The sequence below is a fragment of the Methylobacterium sp. Leaf466 genome (assembly GCF_001425565.1).
GTDB lineage: Bacteria > Pseudomonadota > Alphaproteobacteria > Rhizobiales > Beijerinckiaceae > Methylobacterium.
The window spans coordinates 108430-128578 of record NZ_LMRC01000031.1 but is presented as its reverse complement, the minus strand read 5'-3'; the positions used below and the strand labels follow the sequence as shown (position 1 = coordinate 128578).

Sequence of the window (20149 nt, the reverse complement as noted above, 5' to 3'; positions counted from 1 at the left end):
CGAAAAACCTTAACGGAATGGTTACTAAACGAAAGCCCGAACTCCGGCAGCGGGCTATCCGCATGATGCCTCAATGCTTAAGCGCCTGCGAACCGCCGCCGCATGGCCTGTGGACAGCCGCCCCCCGGCTCGCCCGCGCAGGCCCAGGATCGCCCCACGTGTCGCCTCCCGCCCTGATCGACCGCGCCCATCTCGACGCCCAGACCTTCGGCGATGCCGATCTGGCGCGGGAGGTGCTGACGCTGTTCGCGCATCAATGCGCCGTGCTCCTGCCCCGCATTCGCGAGGACGGGCCGGCGTCGGCGCCGCGGGCCGACCTCGTCCATACCCTGCGCGGCTCGGCCCTGGGGGTCGGGGCCGCCGCGCTGGCCGCGCTCTGCGCCGAGGTGGAGGCGGGCCTGCGCGCCGGAGACCCCGCACCTCCCGGCCTCGCGGATATCGCGAGGGTCGTCGCCGACACGCTGGCGGCCATCGACCGCCTCGGGCCCGACGCAACCTGACCCGTGCGGCAAAAGCGGGCGCCGGCGCATTCCGGCGGAACCGCCCTGGCGCTCTCACGTCGGCGCAGGGAATAATGGCCGGACCCGCCGCGACGCTTGCTTTCAGGGGCCCGCCCCTTCAAGGCAGGCGCGCGCCACAAGACCGGCCACACATGCGGTGGACGAACCCGGAGCCAGCGATGCCCAAGATCACCTACGTCGACCATGCCGGCACGGCCAGGACAGTGGAGGCGGAGGTCGGTTCGACCGTGATGGAGGCGGCGATCCGCAACAACGTCCCGGGGATCGACGCGGAATGCGGCGGCGCCTGCGCCTGCGCCACCTGCCACGTCTACGTCGGCGCCGATTGGGCCGCCGTCGTCGGGCCGGCCGAGCCGATGGAACAGGACATGCTCGATTTCGCCTCCGACGTGCGCTCGACCTCGCGCCTCTCTTGTCAGATCCGCGTCAAGCCCGACCTCGACGGGCTTACCGTGACGACGCCGGCTCGCCAGGGGTGATCCGGCCTCACCGCATCAAAACCCTGGTGGCGCCCTCGATCCCCTCAGGGGTGAGGGGGAACATCCGGTCGTCCACGAGCCGCCGGACCATGGCGGTGGACTGGGTGTAGGCCCAGTGCTCGGGCGGCGTCGGGTTGAGCCAGGCGGCCTTCGGGAAGTGGTCGAGGAGCCGTTGCAGCCAGACCTGGCCCGCCTCTTCGTTCCAATGCTCCACCGAGCCGCCCGGCATCGCGATCTCGTAGGGGCTCATGGCGGCGTCGCCGACGAAGACGAGGCGGTAGTCGGACGGATAGGTGCGGACGAGGTCGAGGACAGGCATCCCCTCGTCGTGACGGCGGCGGTTGTCGGTCCAGACCCGCTCGTAAGGGCAATTGTGGAAATAGAAGTGCTGGAGGTGCTTGAACTCGGCCCGCGCCGCCGAGAACAGTTCCTCGGCCAGTTCCACGTGCCGGTCCATCGATCCGCCGACGTCGAGGAACAGCAGCACCTTCACGCCGTTGCGGCGCTCGGGCCGCAGTTTCAGGTCGAGGTAGCCCTTGGCGGCGCTCGCCCGGACGGTGCCGTCGAGATCGAGTTCCTCCGCCGCCCCGGTGCGGGCGAAGCTCCGTAGGCGGCGCAACGCCACGCGCAGGTTGCGGGTGCCGAGTTCGACGCCGTCGTCGAGGTCCTTGAAGTCGCGCCGGTCCCACACCTTCACCGCCCGGAAATGGCGGTTGCCGTCCTGGCCGATCCGGACGCCCTCCGGATTGTAGCCGTAGGCGCCGAAGGGCGAGGTGCCGCCGGTGCCGATCCACTTCGAACCGCCCTGGTGGCGCTCCTTCTGCTCGGCGAGGCGTTCTTTCAGCGTCTCGAACAGCTTGTCCCAGCCGAGCGCCTTGAGCTCTGCCTTCTCCTCGTCGGTCATGTAGCGTTCGGTGAGCTTGCGCAGCCATTCCTCGGGGATGGCGGACGCCTCCACCGCCGCGTCGAGGGACTGGACGCCCTTGAAGACGGTGCCGAAGACCCGGTCGAACCGGTCGAGATGCCGCTCGTCCTTCACGAGGGCGGTGCGGGCCAGGAGATAGAACGTCTCGACGCTGCGGTCGGCGAGATTGCGGTCGAGGGCGCCCAGAAGCGTCAGGTACTCGCGCAGGGTGACGGGCACCCGGGCGGCGCGCAGGGCTGTGAAGAACGGCAGCAGCATCGCCCGACAACGCGGCAAGGCGGGCGCCGCGTCAAGCCGGCACGGAACGGCGCCGCGGCGAGCCCCTCGGCACCCCGGCCCATGCCGGTCGTCGGCCGGGATTCCGAAGCTGAATAAGCAATTTATCGGCGTTCACGCGGGCTCGATGGGCAGGACGGTGTTGCGATGCCCGGCACGAAGCTGGGTATAACCCGGGAAACCTGTTGATATCCCGCGCCGTAGCGTTCTCCCCCCCTCCATCTGCGTCACGAGAATCAAACAGCTCGTCTGCACAGTCTCGTGCAAGTCAGGGCCGTGCTCGTACGGTCCTGGATAAGGGTGACGCCATGTCGGTCGTCTTGCGATCTTTGAGCGACTTCAAGCGGTTTCTTGGCAAACCGGGCGCCACGATTCAGATCGTGAAGAACACGTTCGTCGAGCGCCAGCCGCAGGCGTTCCAGGACGCCTATCGCGCCAAGGGCATGTACGACCCGCGCACCATCCAGGCGCTGGCCAAGAACGCCGCCGTCTTCGCGATCAAGGGCCATCCGACGATGATCTGGCTCTACTGGGACAAGGGCACCCGCAAGTGGCGCTACTCCGGCGACACGGTCACCGTGCCCCTCGATACCGCGCTCGGCCCCCCCGACGAGATCGTCTACCGCTGCAGCTTCGCCACCGGCAGCGAACCGCGCGCGCGCGTCGGCGTCCGTCGCGGACCGAGGTCGGTAAAGGAGCGCGCCGAGGCGGCGCCGGTGCCCACGCCCGGCGCGCCCACGTCGCCGAACCTGGGCCAGGGACGCCTGTTCTGATCGCAGCGTCGCCGGACCGGACCCTCGCCGCTCTCTGTCCGGCCCGTCACGGCGCCTCGGCGACCGGGGCCTCCTCGGGCGGCGTTCCCTTTCCGACGGTGCGGCGGGCGCGAAAGGCGGGGCGCACCTCGGTCTCCTTGCGCTTGAGCATGGCGCGGTACTCGTCGCGGCGCTCGTGGATCGAGGCGATCACGAGGCCCATCGGCACGCCGACATCCACGAGCACCGCCTCGGAGAGCTGGAGCGAGGCCTCGATGGTCTCGGGCACGGCGTCGTCGACCCCGAGTTCGTAGAGGGCGGCGGCATGGCGGGCGTCGCGCGCCCGCGCCACGATGGTGATGTCGCGCCGCTCGGCCCGGGCGGCCTCCACCACCGCCTCCACCGCCTGCGGGTTGTCGAGGGTGACGACCAGCGCCCGCGCCGAGGCGATGTCGCAGCGGCGCAGCAGCTCGGGATTGGCGGAATCGCCGAAGTAGACCGGGTTGCCCAGGCGCCGCTGTTCCGAGACCCGAGCGGCGTCGGCGTCGAGGGCGAGGTACGGGATCTTGTGGCGGGCCAGCATCTCGCCGACGAGGCGGCCGACCCGGCCGTAGCCGGCGATGATCACCCGGTTCTGCAGCTTGGCCGGCAGCGGTTCGGCCCGGGCCCGGCCAAGGCGGGCCGACGACAGCCGCCGCCCGAGCCGGCGCGCCACCACCGCGAGGCCGGGGATCGCGATCATCGTCACGGTGGTGACGATCAGCGCCGCCTGGCCGACCGGCTCGGGCACCAGGCCGCCGGCGATGGCGCCGCCGATCAGCACGAAGGCGAATTCGCCGCCCGGGCCGAGCAGAAGCGCCGCCTCCAGCGCCACCGCCCGCGTCACCCGGAAGAACGGCGCCGCCGCCACGATCACCGCCGCCTTGATCGCCAGGAGGCACAGGGCCAGCCCGATGATCGTCTTGGGCGCCGACACCAGCAGGGCGGGGTCGAGCCCCATGCCCACCGAGACGAAGAACACCCCGAGGAGGAGCCCCTTGAACGGGTCGATCGTCGCCTCGATCGCCCGGCGGTACTCGGTCTCGGCGAGCAGCAGCCCGGCGATGAAGGCGCCCAGCGTCATCGACAGGCCGCTCGCCGCCGCCGTGAGCGCGGTGGCGACGATGACCAGCAGGCAGGCCGCCATGAACAGTTCCGGCGAGCGCGTGCGCGCCACGAGCTGGAACAGCGGACGCAGGGCGAGGCGGCCGGCCACGACGATGACGAGGAGGGCGATCGCGGCCTGGCCCAGGGCGATGGCCAGGGCCGAGCCGACGTTGCCGCCCTCCTTCATGCCCAGCACCGCCACCGCGAACAGCATCGGCGCCACCGCGAGGTCCTGGAACAGCAGCACGGCGAAGCTGGCGCGGCCGGCCGGCGTGTTGAGGCGCTTCTGTTCGGCGAGAACCGGCAGCACCACCGCGGTGGAGGACAGGGCCAGCGCAAGGCCGACGATGAGGGCGGCGCCGAAGGGCACCTCGACCGCGCGCAGGCAGGCCGCGATCACCAGCGACGAGGCGATGACCTGCACCGAGCCGAGCCCGAACACCAGGCGGCGCAGGGTGCGCAGGCGCTCCCAGGACAGTTCCACCCCGATCATGAACATCAGGAAGATGACGCCGAACTCGGCCAGATGCGCGATCTGGTCCCGGTTGCCGATGGTGACGTAGCCGATCCAGGGCAGGCCGTCGGCCAGCCGCCCGAGGCCGAACGGCCCCAGCAGCGCCCCCGCCCCGATGAAACCGAGGACCGGGCTGATGCGCAGCCGGTGGAACAGGGGCACCACCACGCCGGCGGTGACGAGGAAGATGATGGCTTCCTTGTAGGAGCCGGCGTGGACGTCGGTCATCGCAGTCCGGCTCCGTTCTCGGCCGCGGCGAGCGTGGCGTCCTCGGGCCGCGAGCGGCCGGAGCGATGCCGGCCACGGCCGCGCCGCCCGAGCGCGGCTTTGCGCGAGGCGGATGCGGGACGCAAGCCTTCCGCGACGGCCATCCCGGCCCGTCGGGAACCGCAGGCCGACGATTGGACCGCGGGCTGGCCCAAAAACGGCACAATAGCCGCATAACGCGGCTGCTTAACCGGATGTTAAACCCGCCTCCGTCGCGTATCGAAACCAGAGTGCCCCATGCCGAGAACCCCCCCGAGCAGGGACGTCCAGCGCGAGCGCCGTGCCTGGATCCGCGAGACGGACCAGTGGCGGCACGAGCGCCACGTGGAGAAGGGCTACCGCATCAAGTGGGGCTATGTCGGCATCGCCTACCTCGTGGAGGCGATGGTGATCGGCGCCTCCCTGTGGGGCGCCTGGCTGTTCGCGGGCTACTACAGCGACGGTGATCCGCGCGCGTTCTACTTCATGCTGCTGGCGCCGCTGGTCTATGCGGCGGTGGAGCTGTGCCGCGTGCCGCTGGGCATCCTGGCGCGCACGCAGCGCTCGGTCGTGGTGCGGGTGCTGGCCATCATCGGCATCGTCTTCGCGGCGGGCGTGACGACGAAGTCGGTCTCGCAGCTCGGCGAGATGATGTTCCATCCCCGCCTCATGGATGCGGCCAAGGCCAAGACCGCCCTCAAGGACGCCCAGGCCGACCGCAGCACCATCGACGGCCGCATCGGTGCCGCCGACGCCCGGGTCGCCCAATACACCACCGAGCTCGACCAGATCGAGAAGCGGGCCACCGAGAACGCCACCCAGCTCGCCGGCCTTCCCGCCCAGCGGTGCGAGCGGATCTCCGGCACCAACAGCCGCGGCCAGCGCTACTCCAACCTGAAGTGCGTCACCGATCCGCGCACCGCCACGCTGAACGCCAGCGTCGCCAAGGCCGGCGCCGACCGCGGCCTCGTCGTGAAGTCCCTCGAGGACGCCCGCAAGGCGCGGGCCGAGCTCGACCGGGGTGCGGCCGACCGCAAGGTGGCGGACGCCGAGCAGGCCTATCGCAACGCGGTCAACCGCTCGCAGCTGCACTCCTTCACCGCCATGGTCTACGGCGTCGACCCCATCGACGTCACCGACGCGCAGGTCCACGCCTTCCTGCGCATCTTCGTGTTCGTGCCTGCGCTCTGCGCCGCCTTCGCCTCGACGATCCTCGCCCTGTGCTCGGTCTCGGTGCGCAAGACCTTCATGGACGAGGACGACCTCGGTGCCACCGTCGACCCGGCAGCCACGCCCTACATGCTCGATTCGATCACCGACGCGATCCGCGAGGAGATGGGGCTGCAGCAGCCCAAGCCCGCGGCGGCCCGTGATGCCGCCGCCGCCCGCGAGGCGGCGGCCGGCGGCGCGGTGATCCCGATCGACCGCAGGCCGGCGGCGAGCGCGCCGACGGCGGTCCCGGCCAGCGCGGGAGCGGGCGCATGAGCCTGCACGCGCAAGGGACGCCCGAGAACGTCGTCCTCGCCCAGAGCGTCAACGGCCGCCTCAGGGCGGAGGCGCGGATGACCGCCGCGCGCGCCTTCCTGTTCCGCTCCCTCGGGGCGGGCGCCTTCTGCCTGCTGGCGGGGGCGGGCCTGGGCGCCAGCTTCTACGGCTACGCGACGATGAACCAGTTCGATTCGGCCGCCGAGAAGATCGCCGCCGCGATGCAGACGGCGCTCTCCGACGTCACCATCAAGACCAAGGGCGAGGTCACGCTCACCGACAACACCCTGAAGCTCGAGGGCGGGCTCCCCAGGGCCGCCGCGACCCCGACGCCGACCAAGGCGCAGCTCGGCGCCGACGCCGCTCCGGCCTCGAAGGCCACGGTGAATACCAGCTTCACGGTGTTCAAGCAGGTGCCCTACATGGACGGGCAGATCGTCACCGGCTGGAACTTCAAGGCCAACGAGGACGCGCCCTTCCAGCAGTACTGCTACTTCTCGCGCCGGACCAACGAGCAGAAGGGCCAGGTCGAGATCAAGATCGACCTCGCCATGGACGGCAAGACCCTGCCGCAGCCGGCCAAGTCCGACGTGAACCTCGGCATCCTCGCCTCCAACTGCGTCTGGCACGACGGCAAGGCGCTGTAGGGCTCGAGGGGCGGCATCGTCGAGACGGCCCGTTCCGGCGAAGCCGGTTCGATTTGCGATCCGGTCCAAAGCTGACGCGGGGATCTCGACGGCGGCGGTCGCTCGGCGCACCGAGGTCGCGACACACAAGCGAGACGGCGATCCCCACGGTCACGGCCACCCTCGGTCATGCCGGGGCGCCGCAGGCGAACACGGAACCCGGAGCCGCCGACAGCTCTTCGGTCGTCGGCGGCACTCATGGATTCCCGGTTGTGCTGCACAGCCCCGGGATGACGGGGAGGTGGGTATCGACCGCACCCGACGACATGATCTTGCGTTCGGAGCCCACGGTGCGCAGGCGCGGCGTGCCCCCGCCATACCCCATCGTTCCCCCCTCCCGCGAAGAGTCGGCGAGAGCCGAAAAAAAGTGCTGGCAAATTTCGTGTCTAGAATTATTGTCACTTCGAGTGTCAAGCTAGGTTGTCACGAGCCGCACAGAACGTCGGATGACAGGGAAAGGGGACGCCCATGGATTACGAGGCATTCTTCGGTGACGCATTGGCCGGTCTCCATCGCGAGGGCCGCTACCGCGTCTTCACCGATCTCGAACGCCACAACGGCCGTTTCCCCCATGCCACCCACCACACGCCCGGCGGCCAGCGCCCGGTGACGGTGTGGTGCTCGAACGACTACCTCGGCATGGGCCAGAACCCGATCGTGCTCGACGCCATGCACGACGCCCTCGACCGCTGCGGCGCGGGTGCTGGCGGCACCCGCAACATCTCGGGCACCAACCACTACCACGTGCTCCTGGAGCAGGAACTGGCCGACCTCCACCAGAAGGAATCGGCCCTCCTCTTCACCTCCGGCTACGTCTCGAACTGGGCGGCGCTGGGCACGCTCGCCGGCAAGCTGCCGGGCTGCGTCGTGCTCTCCGACGAGGGCAACCACGCCTCCATGATCGAGGGCATCAAGGCGAGCCGCGCCGAGCGCCACATTTTCCGCCACAACGATCCCGAAGACCTCGACCGCAAGCTGCGGCTGATCGATCCCTCGCGCCCCAAGCTCGTGGCCTTCGAGTCGGTCTATTCCATGGACGGCGACATCGCCCCCATCGCCGAGATCTGCGACGTGGCGGAAGCCCACGGTGCGCTCACCTACCTCGACGAGGTCCATGCGGTCGGCCTCTACGGGAATCGCGGCGGCGGCATCTCCGAGCGCGAGGGCCTCGCCCACCGCCTCGACGTGATCGAGGGCACCCTCGGCAAGGCCTTCGCGGTGCACGGCGGCTACATCACCGGCTCCGAGAAACTGTGCGACTTCGTGCGCAGCTTCGCTTCCGGCTTCATCTTCACCACGTCGCTGCCGCCGGCCGTGGCGGCGGGTGCGGCCGCCAGCATCCGGCACCTCAAGGGCAGCAACGTCGAGCGCATCCGGCATCAGGAGCGGGTCGCACAGGTCCGCGCCCGCCTCGACGCGGCCGACATCCCCTACCTCCCCAACGACAGCCACATCGTGCCGGTGATGGTCGGCGATCCCGTCCTGTGCAAGGCGATCTCGGACACGCTGCTCGACGAGTTCGGCATCTACGTGCAGCCGATCAACTACCCCACCGTGCCGCGCGGCACCGAGCGCCTGCGGATCACGCCCTCGCCGCTGCATTCGGACGCCGACATCGACCACCTCGTCGGCGCGCTCACCTCGATCTGGGGCCGCATGGGCGTGGAGCGGGCGGCGGCAGAGTGAGACGCTCGCCGCGGCGGCACGTCGGGGAATTCGGCGCCACCGACTGAACGATCGCGGGATCCGCTTTCGTGTTCCCTCGCCGTCAGGGGAGGGAACCGCGCCGTCCGGGACCGGTCGGGTGCGCCATCGGCGGCCTGTGTGCATCCGCTCGCCTGCGCGCGTTTGGGCGCTTGCGGAGCATGGGGGAGTGAGGGCACCCTCCCGCGAGAGGAGCCACCCTCATCCGACCCGCTCCGCGGGCCACCTTCCCCAGCCGCGGGGAAGGGGAGTTCGCGCTTCGTGCGATTCCCTGTACCGACCATGACGAAAGCGTGCCCCCGCGTGACCACCTTTCCCTTCTCCGCCATCGTCGCCCAGGACGAGATGAAGCGGGCGCTGCTGATCGCCGCCGTGGACCCCTCCGTCGGCGGCGTCCTCGTGTTCGGGGACCGCGGCACCGGCAAGTCCACGGCGATCCGGGGGCTGGCCGCGCTGCTGCCCAAGATGAGGGCGGTGGTCGGTTGCCCCTACGGCTGCGATCCCGCCCAGAGCCCCGACCCATGCCCGCATTGCGCCGCGCGCCAGGGCGAGCGCCGGTCCCACCTCGTGCCGGTGCCGGTGGTGGACCTGCCGCTGGGCGCCACCGAGGACCGGGTGGTCGGCGCCCTCGATCTCGAACGCGCCCTGGCGCACGGCGAGAAGGCGTTCGAGCCGGGTCTGCTGGCGCGGGCCAACCGCGGCTTCCTCTACATCGACGAGGTCAACCTCCTCGACGACCACCTCGTCGACCTCCTCCTCGACGTCGCCGCCTCCGGCATCAACACCGTCGAGCGCGAGGGCCTGAGCGTGCGCCACCCGGCGCGGTTCGTGCTGGTCGGGAGCGGCAACCCGGAGGAGGGGGAACTGCGGCCCCAGCTCCTCGACCGGTTCGGCCTCGCCGTCGAGGTCACCACCCCCACCGACCTGCCCACCCGCATCGACGTGGTGCGCCGCCGCGACGCCTTCGAGCGCGATCCGGCCGGGTTCTGCGCGGCCTACGAGGCCGCCGACCGCGCCATCCAAGCCGACCTCACCGCCGCCCGCGCGCGCCTGCCGAGCCTCGAGGTGCCCGATGCGACCCTGGAGGATGCCGCCCGGCTCTGCCTCGCGCTCGGCACCGACGGCCTGCGCGGCGAGCTCACCCTGATGCGCACGGCCCGGGCTTTGGCCGCCTTCGAGGGGGCCCGGACGGTGGACCGCGACCATCTCGTCCGCATCGCCCCGGCCGCCCTGCGCCACCGCCTGCGCCGCAACCCGCTGGACGAATCCGGCTCGACCGCGCGCGTGGCGCGGGCGGTGGCCGAGGTCTTTTCGCTGTGAACACGGTGCCGGCGGACCCTCCACCCTCGGCGGGGGAGGGCGGGTTCCATGCGGCGGCCCTGTGGCGCGACGCCCTGCGCATCGCCCGTCTCGTGGCGAACGATCCCCACGGCTGCGGCGGTGTCCTGGTGCGCGCCGGCGCGGGACCGGTGCGCGACGCCTGGCTCGCCGCCCTCCACGCGGCCATGCCGAAGGCCGCGCCATGGCGAAAGATGCCGGGCACCATCGCCGACGATCGCCTGATCGGCGGCCTCGACCTCGCCGCGACCCTGGCCGCCGGGCGGCCGGTGGCGCAACGGGGCCTGCTCGCGGACGCCGACGGCGGCATCGTCGTCGTGCCCATGGCCGAGCGCCTCAGCCCCGGCACGGCGGCGCGCCTGGCCGCCGCCCTCGACACCGGACTCGTCCGGGTGGAGCGCGACGGGCTCGCCGAGAGCCGGCCGGCCCGGTTCGGACTGGTCCTCCTCGACGAGGGCATCGGCGAGGAGGAGCGGGCCTCCCCGGTGCTCGCCGAACGGCTCGCCTTCTGGATCGACCTCACCGATCTGTCGGTCAGGGACATCGAGGCTGACGCGGATCAGCTTCCCCGTCCCCCGATGGGCGCGGCGGTGCTGGGGGAGGACGCGGTGACGGCCCTGTGCCAGGCGTCGGCCGCGCTCGGCGTCCTGTCCCTGCGCGGTCCGCTGCTGGCCGCCCGCGTCGCCCGGATCGCCGCCGGCCTCGATGGACGCTCCACCGTGGACGAGGCCGACACGATCGAAGCGGCGCGGCTGGTGCTCGGCCCTCGCGCGACCCGGCTGCCGCCCACGGCGCCGGAGGAGGCCGAAGAATCCGACGCCCAGGAACCCGACGAGGAGGGCGCGGACGGCCCGCCGCAGGAGCCGCAGCCCGCGCCGGAGACCGACGCCGAGCGGACCGCATCCGAGCTCGAGGACCGCGTGGTCGAAGCGGCGCGGGCCGCGATCCCCCCGGGCCTGCTGGCGCAGCTCGCGGAGGGCGGGCTCAGGCCCAAGGTGCCGCGGGCCGGCCGGATCGGCGCGGCGGCGGCCTCCTCCCGCAGCGGCCGCCCGGCCGGCAGCCGGCCCGGCGACGCGCGCAGCGGCCGCCTCGACCTCATCGAGACCCTGCGCGCGGCCGCCCCCTGGCAGCGGATGCGCGGGCGCGAAGGGCGGCGCCTCGTGGTGCGCCCGCAGGACGTGCGCATCGCCCGCTTCAAGCAGCGCACCGAGACCACCACGATCTTCGCCGTGGACGCCTCCGGCTCGGCCGCCCTGGAGCGGCTGGCCGAGGCCAAGGGCGCCGTCGAGCTGCTCCTGGCCGAGGCCTACATCCGCCGCGACAAGGTCGCCCTGGTGGCGTTCCGCGGGCGCAGCGCCGAACTGGTCTTGCCGCCGACGCGCTCGCTGGTGCGGGCCAAGCGCGGCCTCTCGGCCCTGCCCGGCGGCGGCGGCACGCCGCTCGCCAGCGGCCTCGACATCGCCATGCAGGTGGCGCTGGGCGTGCGCCGCGGCGGGGGCACCCCGGTGGTGGTGATCCTCACCGACGGGCGCGCCAACATCGACCGCGTCGGCGAGGCCGGCCGGGCGCAGGCCGGCGCCGACGCGCTGAAGGCGGCCGCGGCGCTGCGGGCCACCGGCATCCGCGCGATCTTCATCGACACCGCCCCCCGACCCCAGGACGTGGCCCGGCGCCTGGCCGCGGCCATGGACGCCCGCTACCTCGCGCTGCCCTATGCCGACGCGAGCCAGGTGAGCGGCGCCGTCAAGGCGCTGTCGCAGGAGACGCGATGACGAGCCGCAGCGACCGTCCCCAGTGGGAGCGCGACGGGGGCGACTGGCCCAACCGCGCCGCGAGCCGCTTCGTCGAGGCCGCCGGCCTCGTGTGGCACATCCAGGAGATGGGCCGACCCGACGCGCCGGCCCTGCTCCTCGTCCACGGCACCGGCGCGGCCACCCATTCCTGGCGCGCGCTGGCGCCCCTCCTGGCCGCCGACTTCCGGGTGCTCGCCCTCGACCTGCCGGGCCACGGATTCACCGACCCGCTGCCGCCGGGCCGGCTGTCCCTGCCCGGCATGTCAGCGGCGCTCGCCGGGCTCCTGCGCCACCTCGATGTCGCGCCCCGGATCGCGGTGGGGCATTCGGCCGGCGCCGCGATCCTGGCGCGGATGAGCCTCGAGGGCGGCGCCAGGCCGGACCTCCTCGTCGCCCTCAACGGTGCGCTGATGCCCTTCCCCGGCCTCGCCTCGGTGCTGTTCCCGAGTCTCGCCAAGGTGCTGTTCCTCAACCCCGTCACCCCGAAGATCTTCGCCTGGAGCGCCGACACCGCGGCGGTGGAGCGCCTGATGCGCGGCACCGGCTCGAAGCTCGACGCCCACGGCCTCGCCCTCTACCGCCGCCTGCTGCGCTTTCCCGGTCATGTCGCCGGGGCGCTCGGGATGATGGCGAACTGGGATCTGGCCGCCCTCGACCGCGACCTGCCGCGGCTTGCCGTCCCGACCCTGCTGGTGGTGGGCGGCGACGACAGGGCGGTCTCGCCCGAGACCGCTTTCGCCGTGCAGCGGCGCATTCCCGGCGCCAGGGTCGAACTCCTGCGCAACCTCGGCCACCTCGCCCACGAGGAGGCGCCGGAGACCGTGGCGGCGGTCATCCTGCGGGCGGCCCGGGAGACGGCGCAAGTGGCGGGATCGATCGGTGTAGGCTGAGATCGAGGATCACACCCGCGACGCCGCGCAGACCATCATCGCGCGGATCTGGGGGAGGGCGGCCCTGGCCGCCTCGCGGCCGAGGGCGATGGCCTCCTCGGCCCGATGGAACTCGAACAGCCCCATCCCGCCGATGCGCGGCTGGACCGCGATGTCGGGCGGGTCGCTGGCCAGGCGCGCCCGCGAGATGCGGTCCTGGGTGATGTTGAAGGCGTCCAGCATCACCCGGGCCATGCCCGGGGCGCCGGGCTCCCGGGCCGGGCGTCGGCGCCGGCCGGCGATGCGGCGGCCCGCCCCGCGCATTCCGCGCAGGATCGCCCAGCCGCGATGGAGGGCGACGGTATCGCCGGCCTCGGACACGAGCGTCGCGGGCGGATCGACGGCGACGGGCTCGGGGCAGGCCTCGCCGTTGAGGTTCACGCAGATGACGAGATCGGCTCCCAGCGCGCGGGCGACCGTCACCGGCACCGGATTCACCAGGGTGCCGTCCATGAGGAGGCGCGCCTCGAGGCGCACGGGCGGAAAGATGCCGGGCAGGGCGTAGGAGGCGCGCATCGCCTCCACCAGGGAGCCGCGCCTCAGCCAGACCTCCTCGCCGCTACCGAGTTCGGTGGCGACGCTGGCGAAGCGAACCGGCAGCTGCTCGATGCGGCGCTCGCCGAGATCGCGCTGGAGCCGCCGTCTCAGGCGGTCCCCGGCGATCAGCCCGGAGCCGAAGCGCACGTCGATGAGCCCCATCACGCCGCGCCGCGTCAGCGACAGGGCGAAATCCTTCAGGACGGGGAGCTTGCCGGCGGCGTAGCACCCGCCCACCACCGCACCGATGGAGCAGCCGGCCACGACCTCCGGGTGGATGCCGGCCTCCTCCAGCGCCTCGATCACGCCGATGTGCGACCAGCCCCTGGCCGAGCCGCCGCCGAGGGCGAGCCCGATCCGGGGCCCGCGCGGCGCCCGCTCCGCCACCGGCTCGACGGCACCGTCCGGAAAACGGTCGCGGCCCCGGGCGAACGCGCTCTGGGACACGCCGTCCCAGCTCACCGCGCGGTCTCGAGGCTCGCGAGCCCGGTCCTGGGATCGACCGAAACCGTCCGGTAGAAGCAGTCGCGCCGCCCGGTGTGGCAGCAACCGCCGTCGCCCCCGACATTCACCGTGATCAGGAGGGTGTCTTGGTCGCAATCGACCCGCATCGACACCACCGTCTGGACCTGGCCGCTGGTGGCACCCTTGTGCCAGAGTTCGCCGCGCGAGCGCGACCAGTACCAGGCCTGCCCGGTCTTCAGGGTGAGGGCGAGGGACTCGGCGTTCATATGCGCCATCATCAGCACGCGGCCGTCGCCGGCATCCACGGCGATGCAGGCGATCAGGCCCTGCGCGTCGAAGCGCGGCGTGAAGGCCGCGCCTTCCTCGATCTCGGTGCGCGAACCGGGGGCGGAAAAGCCGCTGTCGGACACGGTCATCGCTTCGGCCGGTGCCGCCTCAGGACTTGTTGCGCACGAGGGTCAGGAAGCGGACCTGCTCGTTGGCATCGCCCTTGAACAGGCCGCGGAACTGGGTGGTGATGGTGGAGACGCCCGCCTTCTGGACGCCACGCATGGCCATGCACAGGTGCTCGGCCTCCACCATGATGGCGATGCCGCGGGGCTTGAGGATGCTCTCGATCACGTCGGCGATCTGGGCGGTCATGGTCTCCTGCGTCTGCAGGCGCTTGGCGAAGGTGTCGACGACGCGGGCGAGCTTGGAGAGGCCGACCACGCCCTTGCTCGGGTAGTAGGCGACGTGGGCCAGCCCCATGAACGGCACCATGTGGTGCTCGCAATGGGAGTAGAACGGGATGTCGCGCACGAGCACGATGTCGGAATAGCCCTCGACCTCCTCGAACACCCGCTCGAGCAGCACTTCCGCGTCCTGGCGGTAACCGGAGAAGATCTGCTCGTAGGCCTTCGCCACGCGCGCCGGCGTGTCTAGCAGGCCCTCGCGGGTCGGGTCGTCGCCGGCCCAGCGCAACAGCACCCGCACCGCCGCCTCGGCCTCCTCGCGGCTCGGCCGTACCATGGCGATCTCGGGGGGGACGCGCTCGGCCGAAGCCGGCAGCGGGGCCACCTCGACGGGGGCGGGCGCGTTGTCGTTGCGCCGGTCGTGGCCGTTGGTGGCGGGAGCGGGGGCGCCCTGCGTCTCGCTCAGGCGATACGAGAGAGACTTGAGCGCGGCATCCATGGCATCTCCCGCCCGCGCGATGCGGGACGTCATCGGTGTGGCGTCGGGCTTTGCGTACATCGGCGGGTCATCTCGGTCGAACTATCCCGACCGGTCTCGCGGTCGGCCGACGCCCGAACGGTGCGGTGGTTCATGGCGTTGAGCGCGACACTGGATCGGCGAACCGCATCCTCGCGAAACGGCACGCCCTCGACTATATCGACGTTCTCGGCGGATCGCGCAATGCGGTCGGTGCAGATACGGCCTCGCCCGGCACCGGGCCGGCGCGACGACGGGGCGCTCCGCCGCCAGGACACGGGTTCGAGGCCATGCTCGACGACATCTACAACCGCCGCATCCTCGAACTCGCCGCCGACATCCCCCGGCTCGGGCGGCTCGATGCGCCCGACGCCAGCGCCACCGCCCATTCGAAGCTGTGCGGCTCGACGGTGACCGTCGACCTCGCCGTCGATGCCGACGGCGTCGTCACCGATTTCGCCCACGACGTGAAGGCCTGCGCGCTGGGCCAGGCCTCGGCCTCGATCATGGCCCGCCACGTGGTCGGCGAACGGGCCGAGGCCCTGCGCGAGGTCCGCACCGCCATGCGGCGGATGCTCAAGGAGAACGGCCCGGCGCCCGAGGGCGCCTGGGCGGATCTGGCCGTCCTCGAGCCGGTGCGCGACTTCAAGGCCCGCCACGCCTCGACGTTGCTGACCTTCGACGCCGTGGTCGATGCGCTCGACCGGGTGGAGGCCCGCCGCCAGGCCGCCGAATAGAGCACGATGCGGAATGAAGGGGAATCCGGTTTTCCGATATCATCGTGAAACACCAAGGAGATAGCGATGCGCCGCGCTGCGCATTGGGCGATCCGGGGCTACCAGCTCACCCTGTCGAGCCTCGTCGGCCGCCAGTGCCGCCATTGGCCGACGTGCTCCACCTACACCGACGAAGCGATCCAGCGACACGGGCTCTGGGCCGGCGGCTGGATCGGGTTTTCACGGATCTGCCGGTGCGGGCCGTTCGGGACGCACGGCATCGACCTGGTGCCGGAGACCCTGCCGGGCCGTGCCGCATGGTACCGGCCGTGGGCCTATGGCCGCTGGCGCGGGGTGCTGGCGCCGCCTCCATCGGCCGGAGACGTGGTGGCGAAGGACGGCGACGGCCGTTAGCGTGCTTGTCCCCTACAGCGAAGTACAGTCGGATGGTTCACTTCGCTGATCTGACGAGCAGTACCGTCCTGCCCGTCACAAACCCTCACCCCCCGAATGCCCTCAACGCGACCAGCGCCCCGGTCACCGTGAGCGCGCCCCCGATCCGCGTGGCGATCTGGGCGAAGGGCATCAGCGCCATGCGGTCGGCGGCGGTGAGGATGGCGACGTCGCCGGTGCCGCCCTGGCCGCTGTGGCAGGCGTTCACGATCGCCGCCTCGATGGGATACATCCCGAGGCGACGCCCCACGAAGAAGCCCGTCGCCATCAGCGTCGCCACGGTGGCGACGATGGTGACCACGTTGGGGAGGGTGAAGGCGGCGGCACCGTGATTTCGTCCCGCCCGGTTTCGGTCTAAAGGGCACGGCCCGCCCCCTTGGCGGGACCGCCGAAAAATTCCGCTTACCTGCCTCGTTCGCAGGAGTGAGCGACAGGAGACCTGACCGATGCCCATCCTGACATTCCCCGACGGCAATACGCGCGACGTCGAGGCCGGCACCACCGGGCGCAGCGTGGTCGAGGGCATCGCCAAGAGCCTGGCCAAGCGCACCGTCGCCATGGCGCTGGACGGCAGGGTCTGCGACCTCGCCGACCCCATCGACCGCGACGCGCGCATCGAGTTCCTCGACCGCGCCGACCCGCGCAGCCTGGAGCTGATCCGTCACGACTGCGCCCACGTGCTCGCCGAGGCCGTGCAGGCCCTGTGGCCGGACACGCAGGTGACCATCGGCCCGGTGATCGAGAACGGTTTCTACTACGACTTTTCGCGCCCCGAGCCGTTCACGCCGGAGGACTTTCCCAAGATCGAGGCCAAGATGCGCGAGATCATCGCGCGCGACGCGCCGTTCACGAAGGAGATCTGGACGCGGGAGGACGTGCGCGACCTGTTCTCGGAGAAGGGCGAGGCCTACAAGGTCGAACTCGTCGACGCGATCCCCCCCGGCGACGACCTCAAGATCTACCGCCAGGGCGAGTGGTTCGACCTGTGCCGCGGCCCGCACATGACCTCCACGGGCAAGGTCGGCACCGCCTTCAAGCTCATGAAGGTCGCCGGCGCCTACTGGCGGGGCGATTCCAACAACCCGATGCTGACGCGCATCTACGGCACCGCCTGGGCCACCAAGGAGGACCTCGACGCCTACCTGCATCGGCTCGAGGAGGCCGAGCGCCGCGACCACCGGCGCCTGGGCCGCGAGATGGACCTGTTCCACTTCCAGGAGGAAGGGCCGGGCGTCGTGTTCTGGCACGCCAAGGGCTGGACCGTGTTCCAGGAGCTCATCGCCTACATGCGCCGGCGCCTGAAGGGCGACTACGCCGAGGTCAACGCCCCGCAGATCCTCGACAAGTCGCTGTGGGAGACCTCCGGCCACTGGGACTGGTACCGGGAGAACATGTTCGCGGCCCAATCCGCCGGGGACGAGGCCGAGGACAAGCGCTGGTTCGCCCTGAAGCCGATGAACTGCCCCGGCCACGTGATGATCTTCAAGCACGGCCTGAAGTCCTACCGCGACCTTCCCTTGCGCATGGCGGAGTTCGGGGTCGTCCACCGCTACGAGGCGTCCGGCGCCATGCACGGCCTGATGCGGGTGCGCGGCTTTACCCAGGACGACGCGCACATCTTCTGCACCGAGGACCAGCTCGCCGCCGAGTGCCTGGCGATCAACGACCTAATCCTGTCCACCTACGCCGACTTCGGCTTCGGCGACATCGTCGTGAAACTCTCCACGCGCCCGGAGAAGCGGGTCGGGTCGGACGCCCTGTGGGACCACGCCGAGGAGGTAATGACCCGCGTCCTGGCGCAGATCGAGGAGCAGTCGGGCGGGCGGATCAAGACGTCGGTCAACCCGGGCGAGGGCGCCTTCTACGGGCCGAAGTTCGAATACGTCCTGCGCGACGCCATCGGCCGCGACTGGCAGTGCGGCACGACGCAGGTGGACTTCAACCTGCCCGAACGGTTCGGCGCCTTCTACGTCGACGCCGAGAGCCAGAAGACGGCGCCCGTCATGGTCCACCGCGCCATCTGCGGGTCGCTGGAGCGGTTCACCGGCATCCTGATCGAGCATTTCGCCGGGCATTTCCCGCTGTGGCTCGCCCCGGTCCAGGTGGTGGTGGCCACGATCACCCAGGACGCCGACCCCTACGCCCGCGAGGTCGTCGCCGCCCTCGACCGGGCGGGGATGCGGGTGGAGGCGGACCTGCGCAACGAGAAGATCAACTACAAGGTCCGCGAGCATTCGCTGGCCAAGGTGCCGGTGATGCTGGTGGTGGGCCGCAAGGAGGGCGAGGAGCGCACCGTCTCGATCCGCCGCATGGGCAGCCAGCAGACCCGGACCGTGGGCCTCGACCAGGCGCTGGCCGACCTCGTGGCGGAGGCGACCTCGCCGGATCGCAGGCGGGCAAATGCCGTCGCCGAGAGCGTGCCGAGCGAGGACCTGACGCTCGACGGGCGGCATGCGGTGGCTCCGGCGCCGTGAGCCGACGTTTGGACGTGTGCCCCTGTTCGATGTCGTCTTTCAGGGCCGCGTTTGGTACCTTCGGGACATGAGCCAAGCCGCCATCGAATCACGCCCGTCCCCGCAGAGCCTGATCGGCACATGGCGCCGGTTCGGGGAGATCGGCCCGGTCTATGAAATCGTCGGTGTCGGAACGACATCGTCCGCGGGTGATCCAGCCATGCGGGTTCGGGTCGTCGAGACGAACGAAGAGGTCGACTACCGCCTGAAGGACCTCCTCGACGATCCGATCGAAGGCTGATGTTCGCCATCGCCTTCGATCTGGTCGTCGCCGACACCCAAGCCCATCACCCCAAAGGTGTCCCGCAGGCCTACGCCGATATCCGTTCTACGCTCGATCGCTACGGTTTTGCGTGGATTCAGGGAAGTCTCTACGTCAGCTCCGACGAGGATCTCGCGGTCCTCTTCTCGGCGATCACGGCATTGAAAGCGCTTCCCTGGTTTCCACGGTCGGTACGCGACATCCGTGCCTTTCGGATCGAACAATGGTCAGATTTCACGACGCTCGTGCAATCCTGACCGCTATCACCCCGCCTTGGCCAGAACCTCGATATCCCGGTTCAGCCCGCTCTCGACCTTGAACTCGCGGGTGTAGACCTGACCGTCGTGGCGGGCGATCAGCACGTAGTCGCCCTCCGCCAGCGTCACCGCCGGGAAGGCGCCGATCGCCTCGCGGATGGTGTCGCCGCCCGGGGTCAGCACGCTGAAGGCGGTGCCGGCGAAGGCCTCGGCGCCGGGTGCCGCCACGAGCTTGAGGGTCACCGTGGCGGCACGGTGGTTGAGGGTGGCGTCGGTGACCTTGCCGACGTCGACCTTGAGGTCGGCCCGCTGGATCGCGTTCGATTCCCCGTAGGTGGAGACCACGTGATAGGTCCCCTCCGGCAGGCGGATCAGGTCGCCGGCCTTGACGGCGCTGCGCACCAGGCGCCCTTCGGAATTGGCCCCGATCGGCACGAAGATCGAGAAGGCGAGGTCGGCCGGCGCGATCCGCACGTCGCCGATGGCGCCCGAGAGCCGCAGGGCACCGGCGTTGATCCGCACCTGCTCGGTCATGGCGGCGCCGGAGACGACGATGCGCCTGGAGGCGCTGGCGAAGCCGTAGGTGACGGTGGCGACGTAGGCCCCCGGCGCGAGGGAGAAGCGCGGGTCGGCGTCGGTGGAGCGGGCGACGATGGCGGGGCGGCCGGCATCGCTGCGATCCTCGTAGATGCGCCAGGTGAGGCCCGAGCGCAGGGCCCGGTCGCTCCCGGCGAGAAGCGCTGTGAGACTCAAGGCGGTCTCGCCCTGGGTGGAGGGGAGGGGCAGTTGCCCGCCGGTGATGGACGGGGTCGGCAGGCCCTGGTTGCGGCCCGGGGGCTCCTCGGCCCGAACCGGGGCCGGGCCGGCGATCGTGAGGATCACGGCGAGGATCGAACCGCACCGTCCGGATCGACGGCAGGTCAGCCGCATCGCATTCATCCCACGCCTCCCGAAAGCCCGC

20 protein-coding genes and 1 pseudogene are annotated in these 20149 nt (G+C 71.1%); 14 read left to right on the top strand and 7 right to left on the bottom strand.

All coding sequences use genetic code 11. The features are described 5' to 3' along the window. The first annotated feature begins 158 nt into the window (after positions 1 to 158). Positions 159 to 500: an Hpt domain-containing protein gene (locus ASG59_RS12025; protein ID WP_056409068.1), complete on the top strand. Its 342-nt coding sequence runs from the start codon at positions 159 to 161 to the stop codon at positions 498 to 500. Between the two features lie 179 nt (positions 501 to 679). After that, on the top strand, positions 680 to 1000 hold the full coding sequence (locus tag ASG59_RS12020) for a 2Fe-2S iron-sulfur cluster-binding protein (protein WP_055888384.1): 321 nt from the start codon (positions 680 to 682) through the stop codon (positions 998 to 1000). Between the two features lie 7 nt (positions 1001 to 1007). On the opposite strand, the gene ASG59_RS12015 is transcribed toward ASG59_RS12020, so the two are convergent. Further along, complete coding sequence (locus ASG59_RS12015; RefSeq protein WP_056286288.1) at positions 1008 to 2183, bottom strand: VWA domain-containing protein; 1176 nt, start codon at positions 2181 to 2183, stop codon at positions 1008 to 1010. 326 nt (positions 2184 to 2509) lie between these two features. Between ASG59_RS12015 and ASG59_RS12010 the strand changes: the two genes are divergently transcribed. After that, complete coding sequence (locus ASG59_RS12010) at positions 2510 to 2974, top strand: hypothetical protein (protein ID WP_056409066.1); 465 nt, start codon at positions 2510 to 2512, stop codon at positions 2972 to 2974. A 46-nt stretch (positions 2975 to 3020) separates the two neighbouring features. Here ASG59_RS12010 and ASG59_RS12005 read toward each other — a convergent pair whose 3' ends face one another. Further along, on the bottom strand, positions 3021 to 4841 hold the full coding sequence (locus ASG59_RS12005; RefSeq protein WP_055888392.1) for a cation:proton antiporter: 1821 nt from the start codon (positions 4839 to 4841) through the stop codon (positions 3021 to 3023). A gap of 276 nt (positions 4842 to 5117) precedes the next feature. On the opposite strand from ASG59_RS12005, the gene ASG59_RS12000 reads away from it, so the two are divergent. The 6 genes from ASG59_RS12000 (at position 5118) to bchO (ending at position 12755) form a co-directional block, all read left to right on the top strand. Beyond that, positions 5118 to 6344 (top strand): hypothetical protein, encoded by a 1227-nt coding sequence (locus ASG59_RS12000; protein WP_056409064.1) that lies wholly within the window; start codon positions 5118 to 5120, stop codon positions 6342 to 6344. Continuing rightward, entirely contained in the window at positions 6341 to 6991 is a 651-nt protein-coding gene (locus ASG59_RS11995) for a hypothetical protein (protein WP_055888396.1), read from the top strand. The genes ASG59_RS12000 and ASG59_RS11995 overlap by 4 nt, the downstream gene beginning before the upstream one ends. Before the next feature lie 507 nt (positions 6992 to 7498). Then, positions 7499 to 8716 (top strand): 5-aminolevulinate synthase, encoded by a 1218-nt coding sequence (gene hemA, locus ASG59_RS11990; RefSeq protein WP_056409062.1) that lies wholly within the window; start codon positions 7499 to 7501, stop codon positions 8714 to 8716. Between the two features lie 321 nt (positions 8717 to 9037). After that, positions 9038 to 10054: a magnesium chelatase ATPase subunit I gene (gene bchI, locus ASG59_RS21285; protein WP_244472459.1), complete on the top strand. Its 1017-nt coding sequence runs from the start codon at positions 9038 to 9040 to the stop codon at positions 10052 to 10054. A gap of 5 nt (positions 10055 to 10059) precedes the next feature. Continuing rightward, the gene (locus ASG59_RS11980) at positions 10060 to 11844 is read left to right on the top strand and encodes a magnesium chelatase subunit D (RefSeq protein WP_056409367.1); all 1785 of its coding nucleotides are present in this window, start codon (positions 10060 to 10062) and stop codon (positions 11842 to 11844) included. Then, a complete protein-coding gene (gene bchO / locus ASG59_RS11975; protein ID WP_056409060.1) occupies positions 11841 to 12755 on the top strand; it encodes an alpha/beta fold hydrolase BchO in 915 nt (304 codons plus the stop codon). Before ASG59_RS11980 ends, bchO begins: the two co-directional genes overlap by 4 nt. Before the next feature lie 9 nt (positions 12756 to 12764). On the opposite strand, the gene ASG59_RS11970 is transcribed toward bchO, so the two are convergent. The 3 genes from ASG59_RS11970 to folE are packed head-to-tail and all read right to left on the bottom strand — an operon-like array spanning position 12765 to position 15029. Then, on the bottom strand, positions 12765 to 13778 hold the full coding sequence (locus tag ASG59_RS11970) for a patatin-like phospholipase family protein (RefSeq protein ID WP_055888538.1): 1014 nt from the start codon (positions 13776 to 13778) through the stop codon (positions 12765 to 12767). Between the two features lie 11 nt (positions 13779 to 13789). Further along, complete coding sequence (hisI, locus tag ASG59_RS11965; protein ID WP_055888404.1) at positions 13790 to 14212, bottom strand: phosphoribosyl-AMP cyclohydrolase; 423 nt, start codon at positions 14210 to 14212, stop codon at positions 13790 to 13792. A 19-nt stretch (positions 14213 to 14231) separates the two neighbouring features. Next, positions 14232 to 15029, bottom strand: a complete 798-nt coding sequence (folE, locus tag ASG59_RS11960; protein ID WP_055888406.1) for a GTP cyclohydrolase I FolE — start codon at positions 15027 to 15029, stop codon at positions 14232 to 14234. 248 nt (positions 15030 to 15277) lie between these two features. Between folE and ASG59_RS11955 the strand changes: the two genes are divergently transcribed. Next, positions 15278 to 15724: an iron-sulfur cluster assembly scaffold protein gene (locus tag ASG59_RS11955; protein WP_056286256.1), complete on the top strand. Its 447-nt coding sequence runs from the start codon at positions 15278 to 15280 to the stop codon at positions 15722 to 15724. 66 nt (positions 15725 to 15790) lie between these two features. Further along, positions 15791 to 16117, top strand: coding sequence for a membrane protein insertion efficiency factor YidD (gene yidD, locus ASG59_RS11950; protein ID WP_056409058.1), 327 nt, complete (start codon positions 15791 to 15793; stop codon positions 16115 to 16117). Between the two features lie 85 nt (positions 16118 to 16202). Here the strand turns inward: yidD and ASG59_RS11945 are convergent. Then, positions 16203 to 16478: pseudogene (locus ASG59_RS11945) on the bottom strand (2-hydroxycarboxylate transporter family protein); the annotation flags it as partial. Positions 16479 to 16602: 124 nt separating this feature from the next. On the opposite strand from ASG59_RS11945, the gene thrS reads away from it, so the two are divergent. The 3 genes from thrS (at position 16603) to ASG59_RS11930 (ending at position 19188) form a co-directional block, all read left to right on the top strand. Further along, positions 16603 to 18630 carry a threonine--tRNA ligase gene (thrS, locus tag ASG59_RS11940; RefSeq protein ID WP_056409055.1) on the top strand — a complete coding sequence of 676 codons (2028 nt, stop codon included), beginning with the start codon at positions 16603 to 16605 and terminating at the stop codon, positions 18628 to 18630. A gap of 67 nt (positions 18631 to 18697) precedes the next feature. Continuing rightward, positions 18698 to 18910: a DUF5397 family protein gene (locus ASG59_RS11935; RefSeq protein WP_055888540.1), complete on the top strand. Its 213-nt coding sequence runs from the start codon at positions 18698 to 18700 to the stop codon at positions 18908 to 18910. Continuing rightward, complete coding sequence (locus ASG59_RS11930; protein WP_055888416.1) at positions 18910 to 19188, top strand: virulence factor; 279 nt, start codon at positions 18910 to 18912, stop codon at positions 19186 to 19188. The genes ASG59_RS11935 and ASG59_RS11930 overlap by 1 nt, the downstream gene beginning before the upstream one ends. 6 nt (positions 19189 to 19194) lie before the next feature. Here the strand turns inward: ASG59_RS11930 and ASG59_RS11925 are convergent, their stop codons facing one another. Further along, on the bottom strand, positions 19195 to 20070 hold the full coding sequence (locus tag ASG59_RS11925; protein WP_244472457.1) for a hypothetical protein: 876 nt from the start codon (positions 20068 to 20070) through the stop codon (positions 19195 to 19197). Positions 20071 to 20149: the final 79 nt, after the last annotated feature.

Excerpts from the sequence above, each read along its gene's own strand:
- ASG59_RS12020 (WP_055888384.1), top strand. The coding sequence starts at position 680 with ATGCCCAAGATCACCTACGTCGACCATGCCGGCACGGCCAGGACAGTG.
- ASG59_RS12015 (WP_056286288.1), bottom strand. The coding sequence starts at position 2,183 with ATGCTGCTGCCGTTCTTCACAGCCCTGCGCGCCGCCCGGGTGCCCGTC.
- ASG59_RS12010 (WP_056409066.1), top strand. The coding sequence starts at position 2,510 with ATGTCGGTCGTCTTGCGATCTTTGAGCGACTTCAAGCGGTTTCTTGGC.
- ASG59_RS12005 (WP_055888392.1), bottom strand. The coding sequence starts at position 4,841 with ATGACCGACGTCCACGCCGGCTCCTACAAGGAAGCCATCATCTTCCTC.
- ASG59_RS12000 (WP_056409064.1), top strand. The coding sequence starts at position 5,118 with ATGCCGAGAACCCCCCCGAGCAGGGACGTCCAGCGCGAGCGCCGTGCC.
- ASG59_RS11995 (WP_055888396.1), top strand. The coding sequence starts at position 6,341 with ATGAGCCTGCACGCGCAAGGGACGCCCGAGAACGTCGTCCTCGCCCAG.
- hemA (WP_056409062.1), top strand. The coding sequence starts at position 7,499 with ATGGATTACGAGGCATTCTTCGGTGACGCATTGGCCGGTCTCCATCGC.
- bchO (WP_056409060.1), top strand. The coding sequence starts at position 11,841 with ATGACGAGCCGCAGCGACCGTCCCCAGTGGGAGCGCGACGGGGGCGAC.
- hisI (WP_055888404.1), bottom strand. The coding sequence starts at position 14,212 with ATGACCGTGTCCGACAGCGGCTTTTCCGCCCCCGGTTCGCGCACCGAG.
- folE (WP_055888406.1), bottom strand. The coding sequence starts at position 15,029 with ATGTACGCAAAGCCCGACGCCACACCGATGACGTCCCGCATCGCGCGG.
- ASG59_RS11955 (WP_056286256.1), top strand. The coding sequence starts at position 15,278 with ATGCTCGACGACATCTACAACCGCCGCATCCTCGAACTCGCCGCCGAC.
- yidD (WP_056409058.1), top strand. The coding sequence starts at position 15,791 with ATGCGCCGCGCTGCGCATTGGGCGATCCGGGGCTACCAGCTCACCCTG.
- thrS (WP_056409055.1), top strand. The coding sequence starts at position 16,603 with ATGCCCATCCTGACATTCCCCGACGGCAATACGCGCGACGTCGAGGCC.
- ASG59_RS11935 (WP_055888540.1), top strand. The coding sequence starts at position 18,698 with ATGAGCCAAGCCGCCATCGAATCACGCCCGTCCCCGCAGAGCCTGATC.
- ASG59_RS11930 (WP_055888416.1), top strand. The coding sequence starts at position 18,910 with ATGTTCGCCATCGCCTTCGATCTGGTCGTCGCCGACACCCAAGCCCAT.